At 72.3% G+C, this 17785-nt stretch carries 14 protein-coding genes, 4 tRNA genes and 1 other RNA gene; 9 read left to right on the top strand and 10 right to left on the bottom strand.

Going from position 1 to position 17785, the window contains the following annotated elements; genetic code table 11:
• Nucleotides 1-34: 34 nt before the first annotated feature.
• Nucleotides 35-122 (bottom strand) — tRNA-Ser (locus ACIBN2_RS42120).
• A gap of 73 nt (nt 123-195) precedes the next feature.
• Here ACIBN2_RS42120 and ffs point away from each other — a divergent pair.
• The 6 genes from ffs (at nt 196) to ACIBN2_RS42090 (ending at nt 8767) form a co-directional block, all read left to right on the top strand.
• An RNA gene (ffs, locus tag ACIBN2_RS42115) (signal recognition particle sRNA small type) lies at nt 196-290 on the top strand.
• Between the two features lie 59 nt (nt 291-349).
• Nucleotides 350-2599: a DNA polymerase III subunit gamma and tau gene (locus tag ACIBN2_RS42110; protein ID WP_399142842.1), complete on the top strand. Its 2250-nt coding sequence runs from the start codon at nt 350-352 to the stop codon at nt 2597-2599.
• Between the two features lie 130 nt (nt 2600-2729).
• Nucleotides 2730-3980, top strand: a complete 1251-nt coding sequence (gene purD / locus ACIBN2_RS42105) for a phosphoribosylamine--glycine ligase (protein ID WP_399142840.1) — start codon at nt 2730-2732, stop codon at nt 3978-3980.
• A gap of 354 nt (nt 3981-4334) precedes the next feature.
• A complete protein-coding gene (locus ACIBN2_RS42100; RefSeq protein WP_399143034.1) occupies nt 4335-6086 on the top strand; it encodes a hypothetical protein in 1752 nt (583 codons plus the stop codon).
• Between the two features lie 176 nt (nt 6087-6262).
• Nucleotides 6263-7762, top strand: coding sequence for a N,N-dimethylformamidase beta subunit family domain-containing protein (locus ACIBN2_RS42095; protein ID WP_399142838.1), 1500 nt, complete (start codon nt 6263-6265; stop codon nt 7760-7762).
• A 105-nt stretch (nt 7763-7867) separates the two neighbouring features.
• Nucleotides 7868-8767, top strand: coding sequence for a phosphoribosylaminoimidazolesuccinocarboxamide synthase (locus tag ACIBN2_RS42090; RefSeq protein WP_399142836.1), 900 nt, complete (start codon nt 7868-7870; stop codon nt 8765-8767).
• A gap of 47 nt (nt 8768-8814) precedes the next feature.
• On the opposite strand, the gene ACIBN2_RS42085 is transcribed toward ACIBN2_RS42090, so the two are convergent.
• From ACIBN2_RS42085 to ACIBN2_RS42050, 8 genes are all read right to left on the bottom strand, one after another.
• Nucleotides 8815-8890, bottom strand: a tRNA-Gly gene (locus ACIBN2_RS42085).
• Nucleotides 8891-8913: 23 nt separating this feature from the next.
• Nucleotides 8914-9528: a response regulator gene (locus tag ACIBN2_RS42080; protein ID WP_399142834.1), complete on the bottom strand. Its 615-nt coding sequence runs from the start codon at nt 9526-9528 to the stop codon at nt 8914-8916.
• Entirely contained in the window at nt 9525-10796 is a 1272-nt protein-coding gene (locus ACIBN2_RS42075) for a sensor histidine kinase (RefSeq protein ID WP_399143032.1), read from the bottom strand. The genes ACIBN2_RS42080 and ACIBN2_RS42075 overlap by 4 nt, the downstream gene beginning before the upstream one ends.
• Nucleotides 10778-11557 carry an ABC transporter permease gene (locus ACIBN2_RS42070; protein ID WP_399142832.1) on the bottom strand — a complete coding sequence of 260 codons (780 nt, stop codon included), beginning with the start codon at nt 11555-11557 and terminating at the stop codon, nt 10778-10780. Before ACIBN2_RS42070 ends, ACIBN2_RS42075 begins: the two co-directional genes overlap by 19 nt.
• Nucleotides 11554-12492, bottom strand: coding sequence for an ABC transporter ATP-binding protein (locus tag ACIBN2_RS42065; protein ID WP_399142830.1), 939 nt, complete (start codon nt 12490-12492; stop codon nt 11554-11556). The genes ACIBN2_RS42070 and ACIBN2_RS42065 overlap by 4 nt, the downstream gene beginning before the upstream one ends.
• 126 nt (nt 12493-12618) lie before the next feature.
• Nucleotides 12619-12691 (bottom strand) — tRNA-Gly (locus ACIBN2_RS42060).
• Between the two features lie 81 nt (nt 12692-12772).
• Nucleotides 12773-12844: transfer RNA gene (locus ACIBN2_RS42055), tRNA-Gly, on the bottom strand.
• 126 nt (nt 12845-12970) lie between these two features.
• Nucleotides 12971-13288: an Lsr2 family protein gene (locus tag ACIBN2_RS42050; protein WP_099929933.1), complete on the bottom strand. Its 318-nt coding sequence runs from the start codon at nt 13286-13288 to the stop codon at nt 12971-12973.
• Between the two features lie 278 nt (nt 13289-13566).
• On the opposite strand from ACIBN2_RS42050, the gene purS reads away from it, so the two are divergent.
• The 3 genes from purS to purL are packed head-to-tail and all read left to right on the top strand — an operon-like array spanning nt 13567 to nt 16786.
• Nucleotides 13567-13830 carry a phosphoribosylformylglycinamidine synthase subunit PurS gene (gene purS / locus ACIBN2_RS42045; RefSeq protein WP_019982969.1) on the top strand — a complete coding sequence of 88 codons (264 nt, stop codon included), beginning with the start codon at nt 13567-13569 and terminating at the stop codon, nt 13828-13830.
• Nucleotides 13827-14531 carry a phosphoribosylformylglycinamidine synthase subunit PurQ gene (gene purQ / locus ACIBN2_RS42040; protein ID WP_399142828.1) on the top strand — a complete coding sequence of 235 codons (705 nt, stop codon included), beginning with the start codon at nt 13827-13829 and terminating at the stop codon, nt 14529-14531. The genes purS and purQ overlap by 4 nt, the downstream gene beginning before the upstream one ends.
• A complete protein-coding gene (gene purL / locus ACIBN2_RS42035) occupies nt 14528-16786 on the top strand; it encodes a phosphoribosylformylglycinamidine synthase subunit PurL (RefSeq protein ID WP_399142826.1) in 2259 nt (752 codons plus the stop codon). The genes purQ and purL overlap by 4 nt, the downstream gene beginning before the upstream one ends.
• A 76-nt stretch (nt 16787-16862) precedes the next feature.
• Here purL and ACIBN2_RS42030 read toward each other — a convergent pair whose 3' ends face one another.
• Nucleotides 16863-17768 (bottom strand): MFS transporter, encoded by a 906-nt coding sequence (locus ACIBN2_RS42030; protein ID WP_399142824.1) that lies wholly within the window; start codon nt 17766-17768, stop codon nt 16863-16865.
• Nucleotides 17769-17785 lie beyond the last annotated feature (17 nt).

Here is a 17785-nt window from a genome sequence, read left to right as displayed (position 1 = left end):
GTGGGGCCCTTCGACATCGTGCCCGGTGAGGCACTGGCGGAGGATACGAGATTCGAACTCGTGAGGGGTTGCCCCCAACACGCTTTCCAAGCGTGCGCCCTAGGCCTCTAGGCGAATCCTCCGCCGGAAACATTACATGACCGAGAGGAGTGCTAGCGAACTCGTTCCGACCTGCCGCGATCAGGTACTCTGTGCGGAGCCCCTCACGCGGCGCTATCTGACTGAACTCCCCCAGGGCCGGAAGGCAGCAAGGGTAGGTCGGCTCTGGCGGGTGCGTGGGGGGCGTCTGCGTTCCCGGGGCAGGTTCGGCCGGGGCTGGATGTCAGTGCGCGCCTATAACCTCGTATGCGTGTCGTCTCTCGCGTTGTACCGCCGCTATCGCCCGGAGTCGTTCGCCGAGGTCATCGGGCAGGAGCATGTAACCGACCCGCTGCAGCAGGCGCTGCGGAACAACCGGGTCAACCACGCGTACCTGTTCAGCGGTCCGCGCGGCTGCGGCAAGACGACCTCTGCCCGGATCCTGGCGCGCTGCCTGAACTGCGAGAAGGGCCCGACGCCGACCCCCTGCGGCGAGTGCCGGTCCTGCCAGGACCTGGCCAGGAACGGGCCGGGTTCCATCGACGTCATCGAGATCGACGCGGCCTCGCACGGCGGTGTGGACGACGCCCGTGAGCTGCGCGAGAAGGCCTTCTTCGGCCCCGCCGCCAGCCGCTACAAGATCTACATCATCGACGAGGCCCACATGGTCACGTCGGCCGGCTTCAACGCGCTGCTGAAGGTCGTCGAGGAGCCGCCGGAGCACCTCAAGTTCATCTTCGCGACCACCGAGCCCGAGAAGGTCATCGGGACGATCCGATCGCGTACGCACCACTACCCGTTCCGGCTGGTCCCGCCCGGGACCCTGCGGGACTACCTGGGAGAGGTGTGCGGGCGGGAGGACATCCCGGTCGAGGACGGTGTGCTGCCCCTCGTCGTCCGCGCCGGCGCGGGCTCCGTGCGTGACTCCATGTCCGTCATGGACCAGCTGCTCGCCGGCGCGGGGGAGGCCGGTGTGACGTATGCCATGGCCACCTCCCTCCTCGGCTACACCGACGGCTCGCTGCTCGACTCCGTCGTCGAGGCCTTCGCGACCGGGGACGGCGCCGCCGCCTTCGAGGTCGTCGACCGCATCATCGAGGGCGGCAACGACCCGCGCCGCTTCGTCACCGACCTGTTGGAGCGGCTGCGTGACCTGGTGATCCTCGCCGCCGTGCCGGACGCCGCGGAGAAGGGGCTCATCGACGCCCCCGCCGACGTCATCGAGCGCATGCAGGCCCAGGCGGGCACCTTCGGTGCCGCCGAGCTCAGCCGCGCCGCCGACCTGGTCAACGAGGGCCTGACCGAGATGCGCGGCGCCAACTCGCCCCGCCTCCAGCTCGAGCTGATCTGCGCCCGCGTCCTGCTGCCCGCCGCCTACGGCGACGAGCGTGCCGTGATGGCCCGCCTCGACCGCCTGGAGCGGGGCGTGAACTTCTCCGGCGCCGCCGCGCCCGCGATGGGATACGTGCCCGGACCCGAGGGTCACGGGGCGGCGGTGCCCGCTCCCGGCCCGGCCGCCGAGCCGGTCCCGCCGGGCGGCGGGCCCGCCGCGGCCCGCGCGGCGGTACGGACCGCGGGGGCACCGGCCGGCGGTCCGCCGATGCCCGCCGCACCCGCCCCCGGCACGGCCACGCGGACCGGCGAACCGCCCGCGGCCACCGCACCCGCCGCATCCGCCCCCGCACCCGCCGAGCCCGCCGCTCCGCCGGTGACGGCGCCCGCGCCCGCGGCCCCGCCTGCCTCCCCGCCGTCCTCCGCGCCCGCACCCGCGCCGTCCGCCCCCGGCGCCTGGCCCACCGCCGCCCCGGCCGGCGGCGGCCGGCGTCCCGGCGGCTGGCCCACGGCGGCCCCCGCGGGCACCGCCCGGCCCGCTGCCGCCGCGCCCGCGCCCGCGACGCCCGCCCCCCGGGCGGCGGCGCCCGCGCCCGCGTCCGCCCCGCCTCCGAGCGGCGGCCTGGACCCCCGCATGCTCTGGCCGAACATCCTGGAGGCGGTCAAGAACCGCCGCCGCTTCACCTGGATCCTGCTCAGCCAGAACGCCCAGGTGGCCGGCTTCGACGGCACGACCCTCCAGCTCGCCTTCGTCAACGCCGGTGCCCGCGACAACTTCGCGAGCAGCGGCAGCGAGGACGTACTGCGCCAGTGCCTGTCCGAGCAGTTCAACGTGCAGTGGAAGATCGAGGCCCTCGTCGACCCGTCCGGCGGCTCCGTCCCCGCGCCGTCCGCCCCTGCCAACGGCGGCTACGACGGCGGCACGTCAGGTGGCTACGGCGGTGCGCCCGCGCAGCGCCCCGCCGCCCCGTCGCCCGCCTCCTCCCCCGCACCGGCGTCACCGTCCCCGGCGCCGGCCGCGCCCGCTTCCGCCCCGCGTCCGGCGGCCCCGGAACCCCCGCCGGTCTCCATCGAGGACGACATCCCCGAGGACGACGACCCCGACCTCAACGAGTCGGCCCTCTCCGGTCACGAGCTGATCGTGCGGGAGCTGGGGGCCACGGTGGTCGAGGAGTTCACGAACGAGTAGGGCGATCCGAGCAGGGCGAGCACAGGGGCTCCGCACGGCAAGCGGTGCCCGCCGCCGGGCACCGCTTGGAGGAACGTACAGCCGACCCACCCCCCGGTTCTCGGCGGGAACGCCAGCTAGGCTGACCCCCGTGAAGGTCCTCGTCATCGGTAACGGCGCCCGCGAACACGCCCTGTGCCGCTCCCTGTCCCTCGACCCCGACGTCAGCGCGCTGCACTGCGCCCCCGGCAACGCCGGCATCGCCGAGCTCGCCGAGCTGCACCAGGTCGACGCCATGGACGGCGCCGCCGTCGCCGCGCTGGCCACCGGGCTCGGCGCCGACCTGGTGGTGGTGGGCCCGGAGGCCCCGCTCGTCGCCGGGGTCGCCGACGCCGTGCGCGAGCAGGGCATCCCCGTGTTCGGCCCCGCCAAGGAGGCCGCGCAGATCGAGGGATCCAAGGCCTTCGCGAAGGACGTCATGGCGGGAGCGGGGGTCCCCACCGCACGCTCCTACGTCTGCACGACCCCGGACGAGGTCGACGCGGCCCTCGACGCCTTCGGAGCCCCCTACGTGGTCAAGGACGACGGTCTCGCCGCCGGCAAGGGCGTCGTCGTCACCGACGACATCGAGGCGGCGAAGGCGCACGCCAACTCCTGCGACCGCGTGGTCATCGAGGAGTTCCTCGACGGCCCCGAGGTCTCGCTCTTCGCCATCACCGACGGCCAGACCGTGGTCCCGCTCCAGCCCGCCCAGGACTTCAAGCGTGCCCTGGACGGCGACGAGGGCCCCAACACCGGCGGCATGGGCGCGTACTCCCCGCTTCCGTGGGCCGACCCGAAGCTGGTCGAGGAGGTCCTGCAGACCGTCCTGCAGCCGACCGTCGACGAGATGCGCCGCCGGGGCACCCCGTTCTCCGGCCTGCTCTACGCCGGTCTCGCGATCACCTCGCGCGGTGTACGGGTCATCGAGTTCAACGCCCGCTTCGGCGACCCCGAGACCCAGGTGGTCCTCGCCCGCCTGAAGACCCCGCTGGCCGGCGTCCTGCTCGCCGCCGCGAACGGCACCCTGGCCGACCTGGAGCCCCTGCGCTGGAGCGACGACGCCGCGGTCACCGTGGTCGTCGCCTCGCACAACTACCCCGCCACTCCGCGCACCGGGGACCCGATCACCGGCCTCGACGAGGTGGCCGCCGAGGACGCCCCGCACGCGTACGTGCTGCACGCCGGCACCAGGCGCGACCGTGACGCGGTCGTCAGCGCGGGCGGCCGCGTGCTGTCCGTCACGGCGACCGGCAAGGACCTCACCGAGGCCCGCGACCGTGCCTACAAGGCCGTCTCCCGCGTCCGGCTCGACGGATCCCAGCACCGTACGGACATCGCCGCGAAGGCGGCGGGCGCCTGACGGCACCCCGCCCGCTGAACCGCGCAGGCCCCTGATCCGTCTTGGGATCAGGGGCCTGCTGCCGTCCCGGTCCTCGGGGGCCCGAGTTCGAATTCAAGTCAAGAACGCGGGCCTGATCTTTGCTGTCCGTCACCCACCTCTGACCAAAGCCATTCCATCGAGTGACCGGTGGTCCAACCGGCTGACGGGGCCCGGACCCCCAACTATGGTGCGGCGCAAGCAGTCCGGCACTTGGCCCACCGGCATTGCGATGTCAGGGGCGGGTGCCACAGTGGGGGAGTGAGCAACGCCAGGACTGCAGGGGATCCAGTACAGCGGGGGAGGGGGTGAGGTCCGGTCGTGACCGGTAGCGGAATGGGTGTGGAGGCGGGTGCGCAGGCAGCGCGCTCCAGGGCTCTCGCCGTGCTGCGCATCCGCAGCCGGGCGCTTGCCGTCGCCCTGCTGCCCGCGGCTCTCGCCGTGGTGCTGCTGGCCGGCGCGTCCACGGGCCATCTGGTGGGGCCCGCCTGGCACGTGGCCCGCTGGGTGGTGACGCCCGTCGCCGTGCTCGTGCTGCTCGCGGCCTGCGCGATAGCCCTGATCGTCGCCCGTGCCCGCCCGGCCGTGAGCCCGACGGTCGCGATCGCCGAGGAGTCCGCCCCGGACCTGTACCGGATGGTGCGCGACCTCGCCGACCGGCTCGACGTTCCCGCGCCCTCCGCCATAGCGCTCACCCCGGACTGCGACAGCTGGCTGGAGGACCGCACGCACCCGGCCCACGGCCCGCCCCCGTCCGAGAACCGCCACGACGAGCTCGCGGGCGCGCACACCCCGCGCCGCCGCGGCACCGCCGCCCCGGTCCTGGTCATCGGCTCGCCCTTCCTGTGGTGGATGCGCGTCGGCGAGCTGCGCGCGGTCCTCGCCCCGGTCGTCGCCGGTACGGGCCCCTCCGCGCACCCGGACATAGCCGCGGCCCGCCGCTTCGTGCGGGGCCTGGACGCCGCGGTGGCCGTCGCCTCGACACCCGGCCGCTGCCCCATGACCCGCCTGGTGTGCGCGGGCGTCGGCCGGGTGGCCCGGCTGCTGCTGTACAGCTGCCAGGAGCACGCGACCCTGATGGAGCGGGGCGTCGCGGCCGCCGCCTCCGAGCGTGCCCAGGCTGTGGACTACGGCCTCAGGATCGTCGCGCAGGAACAGGTGGGGCTGGCCTACGCGGGCTGGGACCGTCTGCTCACCCGCGTCGCGCTGCCCGCCTGGCGGATGGGCCGGTGGCCCGCCCGGCTGGACGCCGGCGTCGTGGCCGCGCTCACGGAACTCTCCCGCCGGGACCGCCTGGCCGAGGGCTTCACCTCCCGCCTCGGCGAGCGCCCCGCCTGCGACCTGCTCGAGGAGCCCGGCACGGTGGACGAGGCGGCCTCCCTCCTCGCCGCCCGCCTCTTCCACGGCGGCCCCGCCGCCCCCGGCCCCGACTGGTCCCCGGTGAACTGGGACGAGTACCCGGACGAGATCGTGGACCGCAAATGGCGCACCGACGCCGCCCGCCTCCACCGGGTCCTGGACACCGTGGGCGTGAGCCGCACCCCCGACGGCCCGACCCTCTCCCGCATCCTGGACCACCTGTCCACGCAGGGCCCGTCCGCACCGCGCGACCCGCACGCGCCGCATGAACCTGTAGCCGCCGGCAGTCCGGACGACGGCGAAGCCAAGGACGACGAACCCGAGGAAGACGAACCCGCGCCCAGGAACCCCCACTTCGCCCCCCTCGCCGCGGGCCTCACCGCAGAGCTGGCTCGCGAGAAGACGCCCGCCCCTGCCGAACCGCCGGAGGCCCCCGCCATCTGGGACGACGGGACCTTCCCCCTCTTCCCGCTCCAACCACCCCGCAGCTCCCGCGAGTTGCTGACCGACCACGTCACGGCGATGGTCTGCTGCGCCGCCATGGACACCGCGGACGCCGCCCCCGGCCTCGACTGGCTCGACGGCCCGTCGCTCCTCGTCAACGGCGAACGCGCCACGGATCTGGCCTCCCGCGTCCTCAGCCTCGTGGAGGACGGAGATCCGGCACCCCTGCGGTCCTGGCTGCGGGAGTCCGGCATACGGCCCGAGAAGCCCGTCCGGCTGGTGTGACCGTAACGGAAGGCCGCGTTCCACTTTCGGCCAATTCGCAACGAATAGTGACCGCATGGGTGCGCAATGTGATGTGCTTGGACCGATCGGGCACATGGCAAAGGCTTGCGGCACACGACCCGCACGCGACAGGCACACGACACGCGACCACGGGGGATCCAGGGAGGGGAGCGACCATGGGGCCGGAGCAGATCCGTCGCTGGGAATCCGGGGCGCTCGCGCACGCGGTGACCGACCCCTTCGGCCAGGGCCCCCTCCCCTGGCTGCGCGGCAGTGAGACGTACTTCGACGACACCGGCCAGATGGTTCCCTGGTACGTGGACCCGCCCCAGCCGTCCGCGCCCGACGCCCCGTACACCCCCCGTGTCCCCTCCCCGCGGGCCGGCGGCGGCCCGCGCTCCGCGGACGACGTCCGCCGCCAGATCAAGGGCTTCATCTCCACCGGCGCGGTCGCTCCGGGTGAGGCCGTCGACTTCCACATCACGGTCGACCCGCCGCAGGAGTTCGGCGTCGACGTCTACCGCATCGGCCACTACGGCGGCGACGGCGCCTCGAAGATCACCACCAGCCCGCGCCTGTCCGGCATCGTCCAGCCCCCGCCGCTCACGGCGGACCGTACGGTCTCCTGCCACCACTGGTGGCTGTCCTGGCGGCTGCAGATCCCGTCGTACTGGAGCATCGGAGCGTATGTCGCCGTCCTGACCACCGCCGACGGCTACCGCTCCCACATCCCCTTCACGGTCCGCGACGACCACCCCGCGGACCTGCTCCTGCTGCTGCCCGACGTCACCTGGCAGGCCTACAACCTCTACCCGGAGGACGGCCGCACGGGCGCGAGCCTCTACCACGCCTGGGACCGGCAGGGCCGCCTCCTGGGCGAGTCCGAGGCGGCGACGACGGTCTCCTTCGACCGCCCGTACGCCGGCGCCGGCCTCCCCCTCCACGTGGGCCACGCCTACGACTTCATCCGCTGGGCCGAGCGCTACGGCTACGACATCGCCTACGCCGACGCCCGCGACCTGCACGGCGGTCACGTGGACCCCACGCGCTACCGCGGCCTGGTGTTCCCCGGCCACGACGAGTACTGGTCGGTGAACATGCGACGCACCGTGGAGCTCGCCCGCGAACACGGCACCTCGCTCGTCTTCCTGTCCGCCAACGCCATGTACTGGCAGGTCGAGTTGGGCCCGTCCCCGTCCGGCGTCCCCGACCGCCTGCTGACCTGCCGCAAGCGCAGGGGCCCCGGCAAGCCCGTCCTGTGGCGCGAAGTCGACCGCCCCGAGCAGCAGTTGATCGGCATCCAGTACGCGGGCCGGGTCCCCGAGCCGCACCCCCTGATCGTCCGCAACGCCGGGCACTGGCTGTGGGAGGCGACCGGCGCCCGCGAGGGCGACCGGATCGAGGGCCTGGTCGCGGGCGAGGCGGACCGTTACTTCCCGCGCGCCCCACTGCCCGAGCACGAGGAGCGCATCCTGCTCGCCCACTCGCCGTACACGGACGCCGAGGGCGTCCCGCGCCACCAGGAGACGTCGCTGTACCGAGCGCCCTCCGGCGCCCTGGTCTTCGCCTCCGGGACGTTCGCCTGGTCCCCGTCCCTGGACCGCCCGGGCCACGTCGACGCGCGCGTCCAGCGCGCCACCGCGAACCTGCTGGACCGCATCTGCAAACGTGACTGAGCCCGTAGGCCCACGTCACCGCCCCGATCCCAGCCACCCCGCGCCCAGACCGATCTCCGGCATAAGGGAGAATCGAGCCACTAGACAGAACCACGGGGAGGAACCGTGTCCGGATTCGTAGAAAAGCCCGAGCCGATTCAGGTTCCGGGCCTGGTGCACCTGCACACCGGCAAGGTGCGCGAGCTGTACCAGAACGAGGCCGGCGACCTCGTGATGGTCGCCAGTGACCGCATGTCCGCGTACGACTGGGTGCTGCCCACCGAGATCCCGGACAAGGGCCGCATCCTCACCCAGCTCTCCCTGTGGTGGTTCGACCAGCTCGCCGACCTGGCGCCCAACCACGTCCTGAGCACCGAGCTGCCGGCCGGCGCCCCCGAGGACTGGGCGGGCCGCACCACCGTCTGCAAGTCGCTCCAGATGGTCCCGGTCGAGTGCGTGGCCCGCGGCTACCTCACCGGCTCCGGCCTGGTCGAGTACGACGCCTCCCGCACGGTCTGCGGCCTCGCCCTGCCCGAGGGCCTGGTCGACGGCAGCGAGCTCCCCGCGCCGATCTTCACCCCGGCCACCAAGGCCGCGGTCGGCGAGCACGACGAGAACGTCTCCTACGAGGAGGTCGCCCGCCAGGTCGGCGCCGACACCGCCGCCCAGCTGCGGCAGGCGACCCTCGCCGTCTACACCCGGGCCCGCGACATCGCCCGCGACCGCGGCATCGTCCTCGCGGACACCAAGTTCGAGTTCGGCTTCGAGGGCGAGAGCCTCGTCCTCGCCGACGAGGTCCTCACCCCGGACTCCTCCCGCTTCTGGCCGGCCGACCAGTGGTCGCCGGGCCGCCCGCAGCCGTCGTACGACAAGCAGTTCGTGCGGGACTGGCTGACCTCGGCGGCCTCCGGCTGGGACCGCAGGAGCGAGCAGCCGCCGCCGGAGCTCCCCCAGGAGATCGTGGAGGCGACGCGCGCCAAGTACGTGGAGGCGTACGAGCGTCTGACGGGCACGCCCTGGAGCTAAACGACACGAAGAAGGCCCCGGTCCTCGAGGACCGGGGCCTTCTTCCGTGGAGCGGACGACGAGGCTCGAACTCGCGACCTCAACCTTGGCAAGGTTGCGCTCTACCAACTGAGCTACGTCCGCAGTGCGCCGTGGCGCGACGCCAACTATACCCAACCTCGCTCCCGTGCGAGCCGCACCGCCGCGTGCCGGTTCTCCGCCCCGAGTTTCGAGACGGCCGACGACAGATAGTTGCGTACGGTCCCCTGCGACAGCGCGGCCCGCTCGGCGATCTCCGCGACGGGCGCCCCGTCGGCGGCGAGTTCCAGCACCTCGGCCTCCCGCGCGGTCAGCGGGGAGTCGCCGGAGGCGATGGCGTCGGCGGCCAACTCGGGGTCGACGTAACGGTTCCCGGCGTGCACCGTGCGGATGATCTCCGCGAGCCGCTGCGCGCTCACCGTCTTCGGGACGAACCCGCGCACCCCCGCCGCGAGCGCCCGCTTGAGGTGCCCGGGCCGCCCGTGGCTGGTGACGATCAGCACCCGGCAGTCCGGCAGTTCGGACCGCAGGGATGTGGCGACCTTCACACCGTCGGCGCCCGGCATCTGCAGATCGAGCACGGCCACGTCCGGCCGGTGCGCCCGCGCCATGGCCAGCGCCTCCGGCCCGCTCGCCGCCTCGGCGACGATCACCAGGTCGTCCTCCAGCGCGAGCAGTGCGGCGAGAGCGCCCCGGATGAGGTGCTCGTCGTCGGCGAGCAGCAGGCGTACGACGCCGGTCATGCGGTGACCTCTCTCATGCTCACCGGTACTTCGGCCACCACACGGAAGACGTTCCCGCCGGCCCGCCCCGCCTCCAGCGTCCCGCCCACCGCCGACAGCCGCTCCCGCAGCCCGGCCAGCCCGGACCCGCCGCCGGCCGCGGCGGCGCGGGCCCCGTCGTTCTCAACGGTCAGCACCACCCGTCCCCCGTCCCGTGTCAGTGCGATGTCACATTGCGCGGCGTCCCCGTGGCGCAGCACGTTGGTGGTGGCCTCCCGCACCACCCATCCCAGCACCGACTGCACCTCGGCAGCCAGCCCACCGGCCTCCCCGTGCACCGCGCACGCGATCCCGGCCGCGGTCAACACCCCTTGTGCACCGGCGAGTTCCACCCCGAGATCGGCCTCCCGGTAGCCCCGTACGACATCGCGCACCTCCCGCTGCGACTCCTGCGCGATCCGCTGCACCTCGATCATCTGGTCCACGGCCTCGGGCCGGCCGCGCCGCGCCAGCTGCACGGCGAGCTCGCTCTTCAGCGCGATGACGGCGAGGTTGCGTCCCATCACGTCGTGCAGGTCCCGCCCGAACCGCAGCCGTTCCTCGGCGACGGCGAGCCGGGTCTTGACCTCGCGGGCCCGCTCCGCCTCCCACAGCACGGACAGCGTCCAGGCGCCGCAGCGGCAGGCGAGCAGGGAGAAGAGCGCCCCGAAGGCGGTCAGCACGCCGACCATCACGATGGGGGCGACCTCCGGCTCGGTCCACCCGAACGCGGCCACGAGCACCACGGCGAGCACGGCGAAACGTCGCAGGAACCGGCCCACCGGAACCACCAGCCCGTACAGCAGCCCGTAGGGCAGCAGCGAGGCGCCGATGGCGAGCCGGACGGCGACCGGTTCGGCGCCGTGCAGGGCGGCGAGCACCAGGGTCAGTCCCAGCGCGAGCCCCAGCAGGAGTGCGGCGGGGCGCAGTGCGGCCGGCGGGAGTTCGGTGCGGCCCAGGTAGTGGTCGAGCACCGGCCGGGTGAGCCGGTTGGCCTCCGCGCACTGCAGGGCACCCACCAGCAGGAGCAGCCCGCCGGCGACCAGCGGCACGGGCCGCCGCTCCAGCCCGCCCACCAGCGGCAGCGCCAGCCAGCACAGCGAGAAGAACCACGTGGTGGCGTACCAGGTGACGACGCTCTGCAGCTCGACCCGCTCCGCCTGGCTCCGCTCCCGCCAGTGCCGCTGGTGCCATCCTCTGATCCGCCCGAACACCGCGCTCCCCCCGTCCGTCAGCGCCGCGGTTCCCAGCGGAACCACCGGCGTACAGCAAACACCGCGACCACGGTCCAGGCCACCGTGGTCGCGACGGCGCCCAGCACCTCGTAGCCGCTCAGCTGACCGGTCCAGCCGCCCCGGACCAGCCGGATCGCCGGGGAGAGCGGCAGGAGTTCGCAGACGGACGCCAGCCGGTCCGGCAGCACCTCCGTCGGGATCGCCATGCCCGAGCCCAGCATCGACACGAACACCAGCGGCAACGCGGTGATTTGAGCGCTCTCCACGGTTCTGGTCACGGTGGCGGTGAGCGCGGCGAGCGCGGCACACAGCACCAGGCCCGACAGCACACCGAGGACGGTCAGGTACGGCGCCCGCGGCGTCCCCGCGTCGAGCAGCACCGCGCAGCCGACGCAGAGCACGAGTGACTGGGCGAGCCCGACGCAGACGGCCGGCAGCGCGGTGCCGGAGAGGATCTCGAAGTCGCCGAGTTCGCCGGTCCGCAGCCGCTTGAGCACCAGTTCCTCGCGCCGGGCGACGTAGGCGCTCACCAGGGAGGTGTAGACGGCGAACAGGAAGGAGAACCCGATCGCGGCCGTCAGCATCACCGTGCCGACGCTCAGTCCCTGGGCCTTCAGGTCCATCCGGTCGACCGCGGGCCGCACGCTGAACGGCAGCGCGAGCGGCACGAGGAGCGCCGTCACCAGCGTGCCCCGGTTGCGCCCGAGCAGGGTCAGCTCGGCCCGGGCCAGCGCCTTCAGCCGCCGTCCGACGGGAGCGAGGACGAGGGCACTCATGCCGCCACCTCCCGCTCCCGGGCGATCCCGAGGAAGGCTTCCTCCAGCGAGGCCGACCGCACGTCGAGCCCGTGCAGCTCCACCCGCGCCCGCTCGGCCCAGACCAGCAGCCCGGTGGCCGCCCGCTGCAACTCCCGCGTCCGCAGCCGTACGAGACTCCCGTCCACCTCGTGCCCGCACACGCCCAGCTCCGCGAGCGGCGGCAGGTCCCCGAGGAAGTAGCCGGCCGGCAGCCGGAAGGAGATCCGGGACGGCCGGCGGGCGGTCACCTCGCCCGGGGTGCCGGTGACCGCGATGCGCCCCTCGTGCAGGATCGCCAGCCGGTCGGCGAGGTCCTCCGCCTCCTCCAGGTAGTGCGTGGTGAGCACCACGGTCGTCCCCGCGTCGCTGAGCGCCCGCACCAACTCCCAGGTGTCCCGGCGCCCTTCGGCGTCCAGGCCGGTCGTGGGCTCGTCCAGGAACAGCACCTCGGGCCTGGCGAGCAGGGCGAGCGCCAGGTCCAGGCGGCGCCGTTCACCCCCGGACAGCTGCTTGACCCGCACGCCGGTCCGCCCCGTCAGCCCGACGAGCGCCAGCGCCTCCTCCTCCGGCCGCGCCCCGCTCGTGCACCCCGCCCACATCCGCGCCGTCTCCGCGACGGTCAGCTCCGAGGGAAAGCCGCCCTCCTGGAGCATCACGCCGGTCCGCGGCCGTACAGCGCCGCGCTCCTCGTAAGGGTCGTGGCCGAGCACCCGCACCCGCCCCCCGGCGGGCCGGGCGAGTCCTTCCAGCAGTTCGACGGTCGACGTCTTTCCGGCGCCGTTGGTGCCCAGCAGCGCGAAGATCTCGCCGCGGCCCACGGAAAAGGTGATTCCGCGCACCGCCTCGAACCCGCCCCCGTACACACGCCGCAGGTCGGTGACCTCAATCACGTGCTCGTGTTCGTTCGTGTCCATGACTTCAGCGTCCCGGCGAACGGGGACCGGCAGCAGTGCGCGCTGTCATCGCCCGGCATGACAAATGTCAGAAGAGGCGGGGCATGAAAAAGACCCCGGTCCCTGAGGACCGGGGTCTTACTCCTGAGCGGACGACGAGGCTCGAACTCGCGACCTCAACCTTGGCAAGGTTGCGCTCTACCAACTGAGCTACGTCCGCATTGCCTCCGACCGGCTCCCACCGATCGGCGCGAGCACCAGCCTACCTGATCCACAAGAGTGGTTCGGACCGGCGGTGCAGAGCGGGTGACAGGAATTGCACACTGCGCCTTCCCCCTGGAAGGGGGATGTTCTACTACTGAACTACACCCGCACGTACTCCGTGGGCCTCGGCTTTTCCGGCCTCGCCCCTCGGCGTGCTCCAGACTCTAACTGACCAGGAGGGGTGCAGCGCAAGTCGGTTCTCCCGAGGGGCCGGTGACCGGTCGTCGGGCGGGGCTCACTGCGCGGCGCTGAACGCCTCGTACACCTTCTTGGGGATCCGTCCGCGGGCGGGGACGTCCATCTTGTTGGCCTGGGCCCAGGCACGGACGGCCGCCGGGTCGGGAGCGACCTCCGTCTGCCGGTAGGTCCTGCCGGACTTCGACCGCTTGCGGCCGGCCTCCACGTACGGCGCGAGCGCCTTACGCAGTTTCTTGGCATTGGCTTGATTCAGGTCGATCTCGTACGACTTGCCGTCGAGTCCGAAGGCGATCGTTTCCGCCGCTTCCGAGCCGTCGATGTCGTCAAAGAGCGTGACCACGACCTTCTGCGCCACGAATATCGGTCCCTTCGTGCGGCATGCTGACAATTCATTTGTACAGTGCCCGACAATGCAATGTGAAGCCCGACTAAATCCTCCCGCGTGTCCCAGCGCAATAGGTATCAGGCATCGATCTCAGATTTTTCCCGTAACTTTTCGCCTGTGGACACTCTCCCGCCGCCTGGTGACAGTCGTCACGTAGTTTCCTACAAGTCGACGCGCGTAGAAATTTTGTGCGGGTAGTCTGAAGTCACTTGTAGGAACCTGCTCAGCACCACACACCGGGAGTGCCAGTGGCACGCGTCGTAGTCGACGTCATGCTCAAGCCGGAGATCCTCGACCCCCAGGGCCAGGCGGTCCAGCGCGCACTGCCGCGGCTGGGTTTCGAGGGGATCTCCGACGTACGTCAGGGAAAGCGATTCGAACTGGAAGTTGACGGGCCGGTCGACGACGCCGCGCTCGCCCGCATCCACGATCTCGCGGAATCCTTCCTCGCCAACACGGTGATCGAGGACTTCACCGTGAAGGTCGAGGAAGTCGCGGAGGCCGCGAAGTGACCGCTCGTATTGGCGTCGTCACTTTTCCCGGCAGCCTCGACGACCGGGACACCCACCGCGCGATCCGCCTCGCGGGCGCCGAACCGGTCGCCCTCTGGCACAAGGACAAGAACCTCCACCAGGTCGACGCGGTCGTCCTCCCCGGCGGTTTCTCCTACGGCGACTATCTGCGGGCCGGCGCCATCTCCCGCTTCTCGCCGGTGATGGAGACGGTCATCGAGCAGGCGAAGGCCGGTCTGCCGGTCCTCGGTATCTGCAACGGCTTCCAGGTCCTGACCGAGGCCCACCTCCTCCCGGGCGCGATGCTCGGCAACAACCACCTCCACTTCATCTGCCGCGACCAGAAGCTGCGGGTGGAGAACGCGGAGACCGCCTGGACCAGCGACTACACCGCCGGCCAGGAGATCCACATCCCGCTGAAGAACATGGACGGCCGGTACGTCGCCGACGAGTACACGCTCGACAAGCTGGAGGCCGAGGGCCGCGTCGCCTTCCGGTACGTGGTCAGCGGCGATGCCGCCGACGGATGCGGCAACCCCAACGGCTCGCTCCGCGACATCGCCGGCATCAGCAACGAGGCCGGCAACGTCGTCGGCCTCATGCCGCACCCGGAGCACGCCGTCGAGCCGCTGATCGGTACGGGCGGTACCGACGGCCTGCCGTTCTTCACCTCGATCCTCAAGAAGCTGGTCAACGCATGAGCCGGACGCCTCTGGACACGGTCGAGAACGCGGCCGCGACGCCCGACGTAGAGCTGCCCTGGGCCGAACTCGGCCTGAAGAAGGACGAGTACGAGCGGGTCGTGGAGATCCTCGGCCGCCGGCCCACCGGCGCCGAGCTCGCCATGTACTCGGTCATGTGGTCCGAGCACTGCTCGTACAAGTCGTCGAAGGTGCACCTGCGCCAGTTCGGCGAGAAGGCCCCCGAGTCCGACGCGCTGCTCGTCGGCATCGGCGAGAACGCCGGTGTCGTCGACGTCGGCCAGGGCTACGCGGTCACCTTCAAGGTCGAGTCGCACAACCACCCCTCGTACGTGGAGCCCTACCAGGGCGCGGCCACGGGTGTCGGCGGCATCGTCCGCGACATCATCGCGATGGGCGCGCGGCCGGTGGCGGTCGTGGACCCGCTGCGGTTCGGCGCGGCCGACCACCCCGACACCAAGCGCGTCCTGCCGGGCGTCGTCGCGGGCATCGGCGGCTACGGCAACTGCCTGGGCCTGCCCAACATCGGCGGCGAGGTCGTCTTCGACGCCTGCTACCAGGGCAACCCGCTGGTCAACGCCGGCGCCATCGGCGTCATGCGGCACGAGGACATCCACCTCGCGAAGGCGTCCGGCTCGGGCAACAAGGTCATCCTCTACGGCGCCCGGACCGGCGGCGACGGCATCGGCGGCGCGTCGATCCTCGCCTCGGAGACCTTCGACGACGCCAAGCCCTCCAAGCGCCCCGCGGTGCAGGTCGGCGACCCCTTCCAGGAGAAGCTGCTCATCGAGTGCACCCTGGAGGCCTTCCGGGAGAAGCTCGTCGTCGGCATCCAGGACCTCGGCGCGGCCGGTCTGTCCTGCGCCACCTCGGAGCTGGCCTCGAACGGCTCCGGCGGCATGCGCGTCACCCTGGACGACGTACCGCTGCGCGACTCCACGCTCTCGCCCGAGGAGATCCTCATGAGCGAGTCGCAGGAGCGCATGTGCGCGGTCGTCGAGCCGGGCAAGGTCGACCGTTTCCTGGAGATCTGCGAGAAGTGGGACGTCATCGCCACCGTCATCGGTGAGGTGACCGACGGCGACCGCCTGGAGATCTACTGGCACGGCGGCAAGATCGTCGACGTCGACCCGCGCACGGTCGCGCACGAGGGCCCGGTCTACGAGCGGCCGTACGCCCGCCCGTCCTGGCAGGACGAGCTGCAGGCCGACGACGCGAACAGGCTCGCGCGGCCCGCCACCTCGCAGGAGCTGCGCGAGCAGGTCCTGAAGCTGGTGGCCTCGCCCAACCAGGCCTCCAAGAAGTGGATCACCTCGCAGTACGACCACTTCGTGCAGGGCAACACCGTCCTCGCCCAGCCCGAGGACTCGGGCATGATCCGCATCGACGAGGAGTCGGGGCTCGGTGTCGCCATCGCGACCGACGGCAACGGCCGGTACGCCAAGCTCGACCCGTACGCGGGCGCGCAGCTGGCGCTCGCCGAGGCGTACCGCAACGTCGCCACCACCGGCGCCAAGCCGCTCGCCGTCTCCGACTGCCTGAACTTCGGCTCGCCCGAGGACCCGGCCGTGATGTGGCAGTTCGCGGAGGCCATCCGCGGGCTCGCCGACGGCTGCCAGCAGCTCGGCACCCCGGTGACCGGCGGCAACGTCTCGCTCTACAACCAGACGGGCGAGGCCGCCATCCACCCGACCCCCGTGGTCGCGGTCCTGGGCGTCATCGACGACGTGGCCCGGCGTACGCCGGTCGCCTTCCAGGAGGAGGGCCAGCTGCTCTACCTCCTCGGCGACACCCGCGAGGAGTTCGGTGGTTCGGCCTGGTCGCAGGTCGTGCACGACCACCTCGGCGGTCTGCCGCCCAAGGTCGACCTGGAGCGGGAGCGCCTGCTCGGCGAGATCCTGATCTCCGCCTCCCGCGACGGCATGATCGACTCGGCGCACGACCTGTCCGACGGCGGTCTGATCCAGGCGGTCGTGGAGTCGGCGCTGCTCGGCGGCAAGGGCGCGCGGCTGGTCGTCCCGGACGGGCTCGACGCGTTCACCCTGCTGTTCTCCGAGTCGGCGGGGCGCGCGGTCGTCGCCGTGCCGCGCTCCGAGGAGGTCCGCTTCAACGACATGTGCGGTGCGCGCGGCCTGCCGGTCACCCGCATCGGTGTCGTCGACGGCGACACCGTCGAGCTCCAGGGCGAGTTCGAGCTGTCGCTGGAGGAGCTGCGCGAGGCGCACGAGGGCACGATTCCGGCACTGCTCGCCTGAGTCCCGCGCCCGAGCCGGTCCCACGGCTTCCCGAAGGCCCCGCCCGTCGTGCACGGGCGGGGCCTTCGGGCCTTCCTCACACGGCCACCGGTTGCTTCGCCGGCTCCGGAGCGCCCGTCCCGGGAAGGGGCCTCGGCAGCCTGAGCGCCATCAGCGCGGCCAGCGCCATCAGTCCGGCGCCGCAGAAGAACACCACGCTCGTCGCGTCGACATAGGCGTCGACGGCGGCCGTGCGCGCGCCACCAGTCAGCCGGGCGAGCCCGCTGACGTCGCCGCCGGGGCCGTGGGCCGCGTACAGGCGGGTCAGGACGGTGCCGAACAGGGCGGTGCCCAGGGCGTTGCCGAGGGACTGGAAGTAGCGGATGGACGTGGTGGCGACGCCCAGCTGCGGGCGGGGGGCGGCCTCCTGGACGAGCAGGATCAGCTGGCCCAGCAGCTGTCCGAACCCGGCCCCGATCAGCAGGAGTTCGGCGCGGATCAGCCAGAGCGAGGTGTCCGGGCCGGTCGTCGTGGCGAGCAGCACGAAGGCGAGGGCGGTGGTGACCGTGCCGCTGATCGTGAAGGTCCGCGCCGTCCAGCCGCGGGCGCCCAGCGGACCGCCCAGCAGCCCGGTCGCCGACAGCCCGACCGCCATCGGGATCAGATAGAGGCCGGCGGAGGAGCTGGTGATGCCGCGGACGAGCTGGAGGTACACCAGCACGTAGTAGATGGCGCCCGTCATCGCGGCACCCATGATCGCCTGTACGGCGAAGCCGAGCCGCAGCTCGCGGATGCGGAACAGGGAGAGCGGCAGGACCGGTTCGGGCGCGCGGAGCTGCCGCCACAGGAACAGCGCGAGGGCGGCGACGGCCGTGACGGCCAGACTCAGCAGGGCCGGTGACGACCAGGCGTACTTCTTACCGCCCCAGTCGGTGACCAGGAGCAGCGCGCAGGAGAACGCGGCGGCGAGCGCGGCGCCGGACCAGTCGAGCGGGCGGCGCACAGGATGCGCGGGCAGCT

The organism is Streptomyces sp. NPDC050534 (assembly GCF_044457745.1).
Taxonomy (GTDB): domain Bacteria; phylum Actinomycetota; class Actinomycetes; order Streptomycetales; family Streptomycetaceae; genus Streptomyces.
The sequence above is the reverse complement of the archived record's forward strand: the minus strand, read 5'-3'. Positions and strand labels throughout refer to the sequence as shown.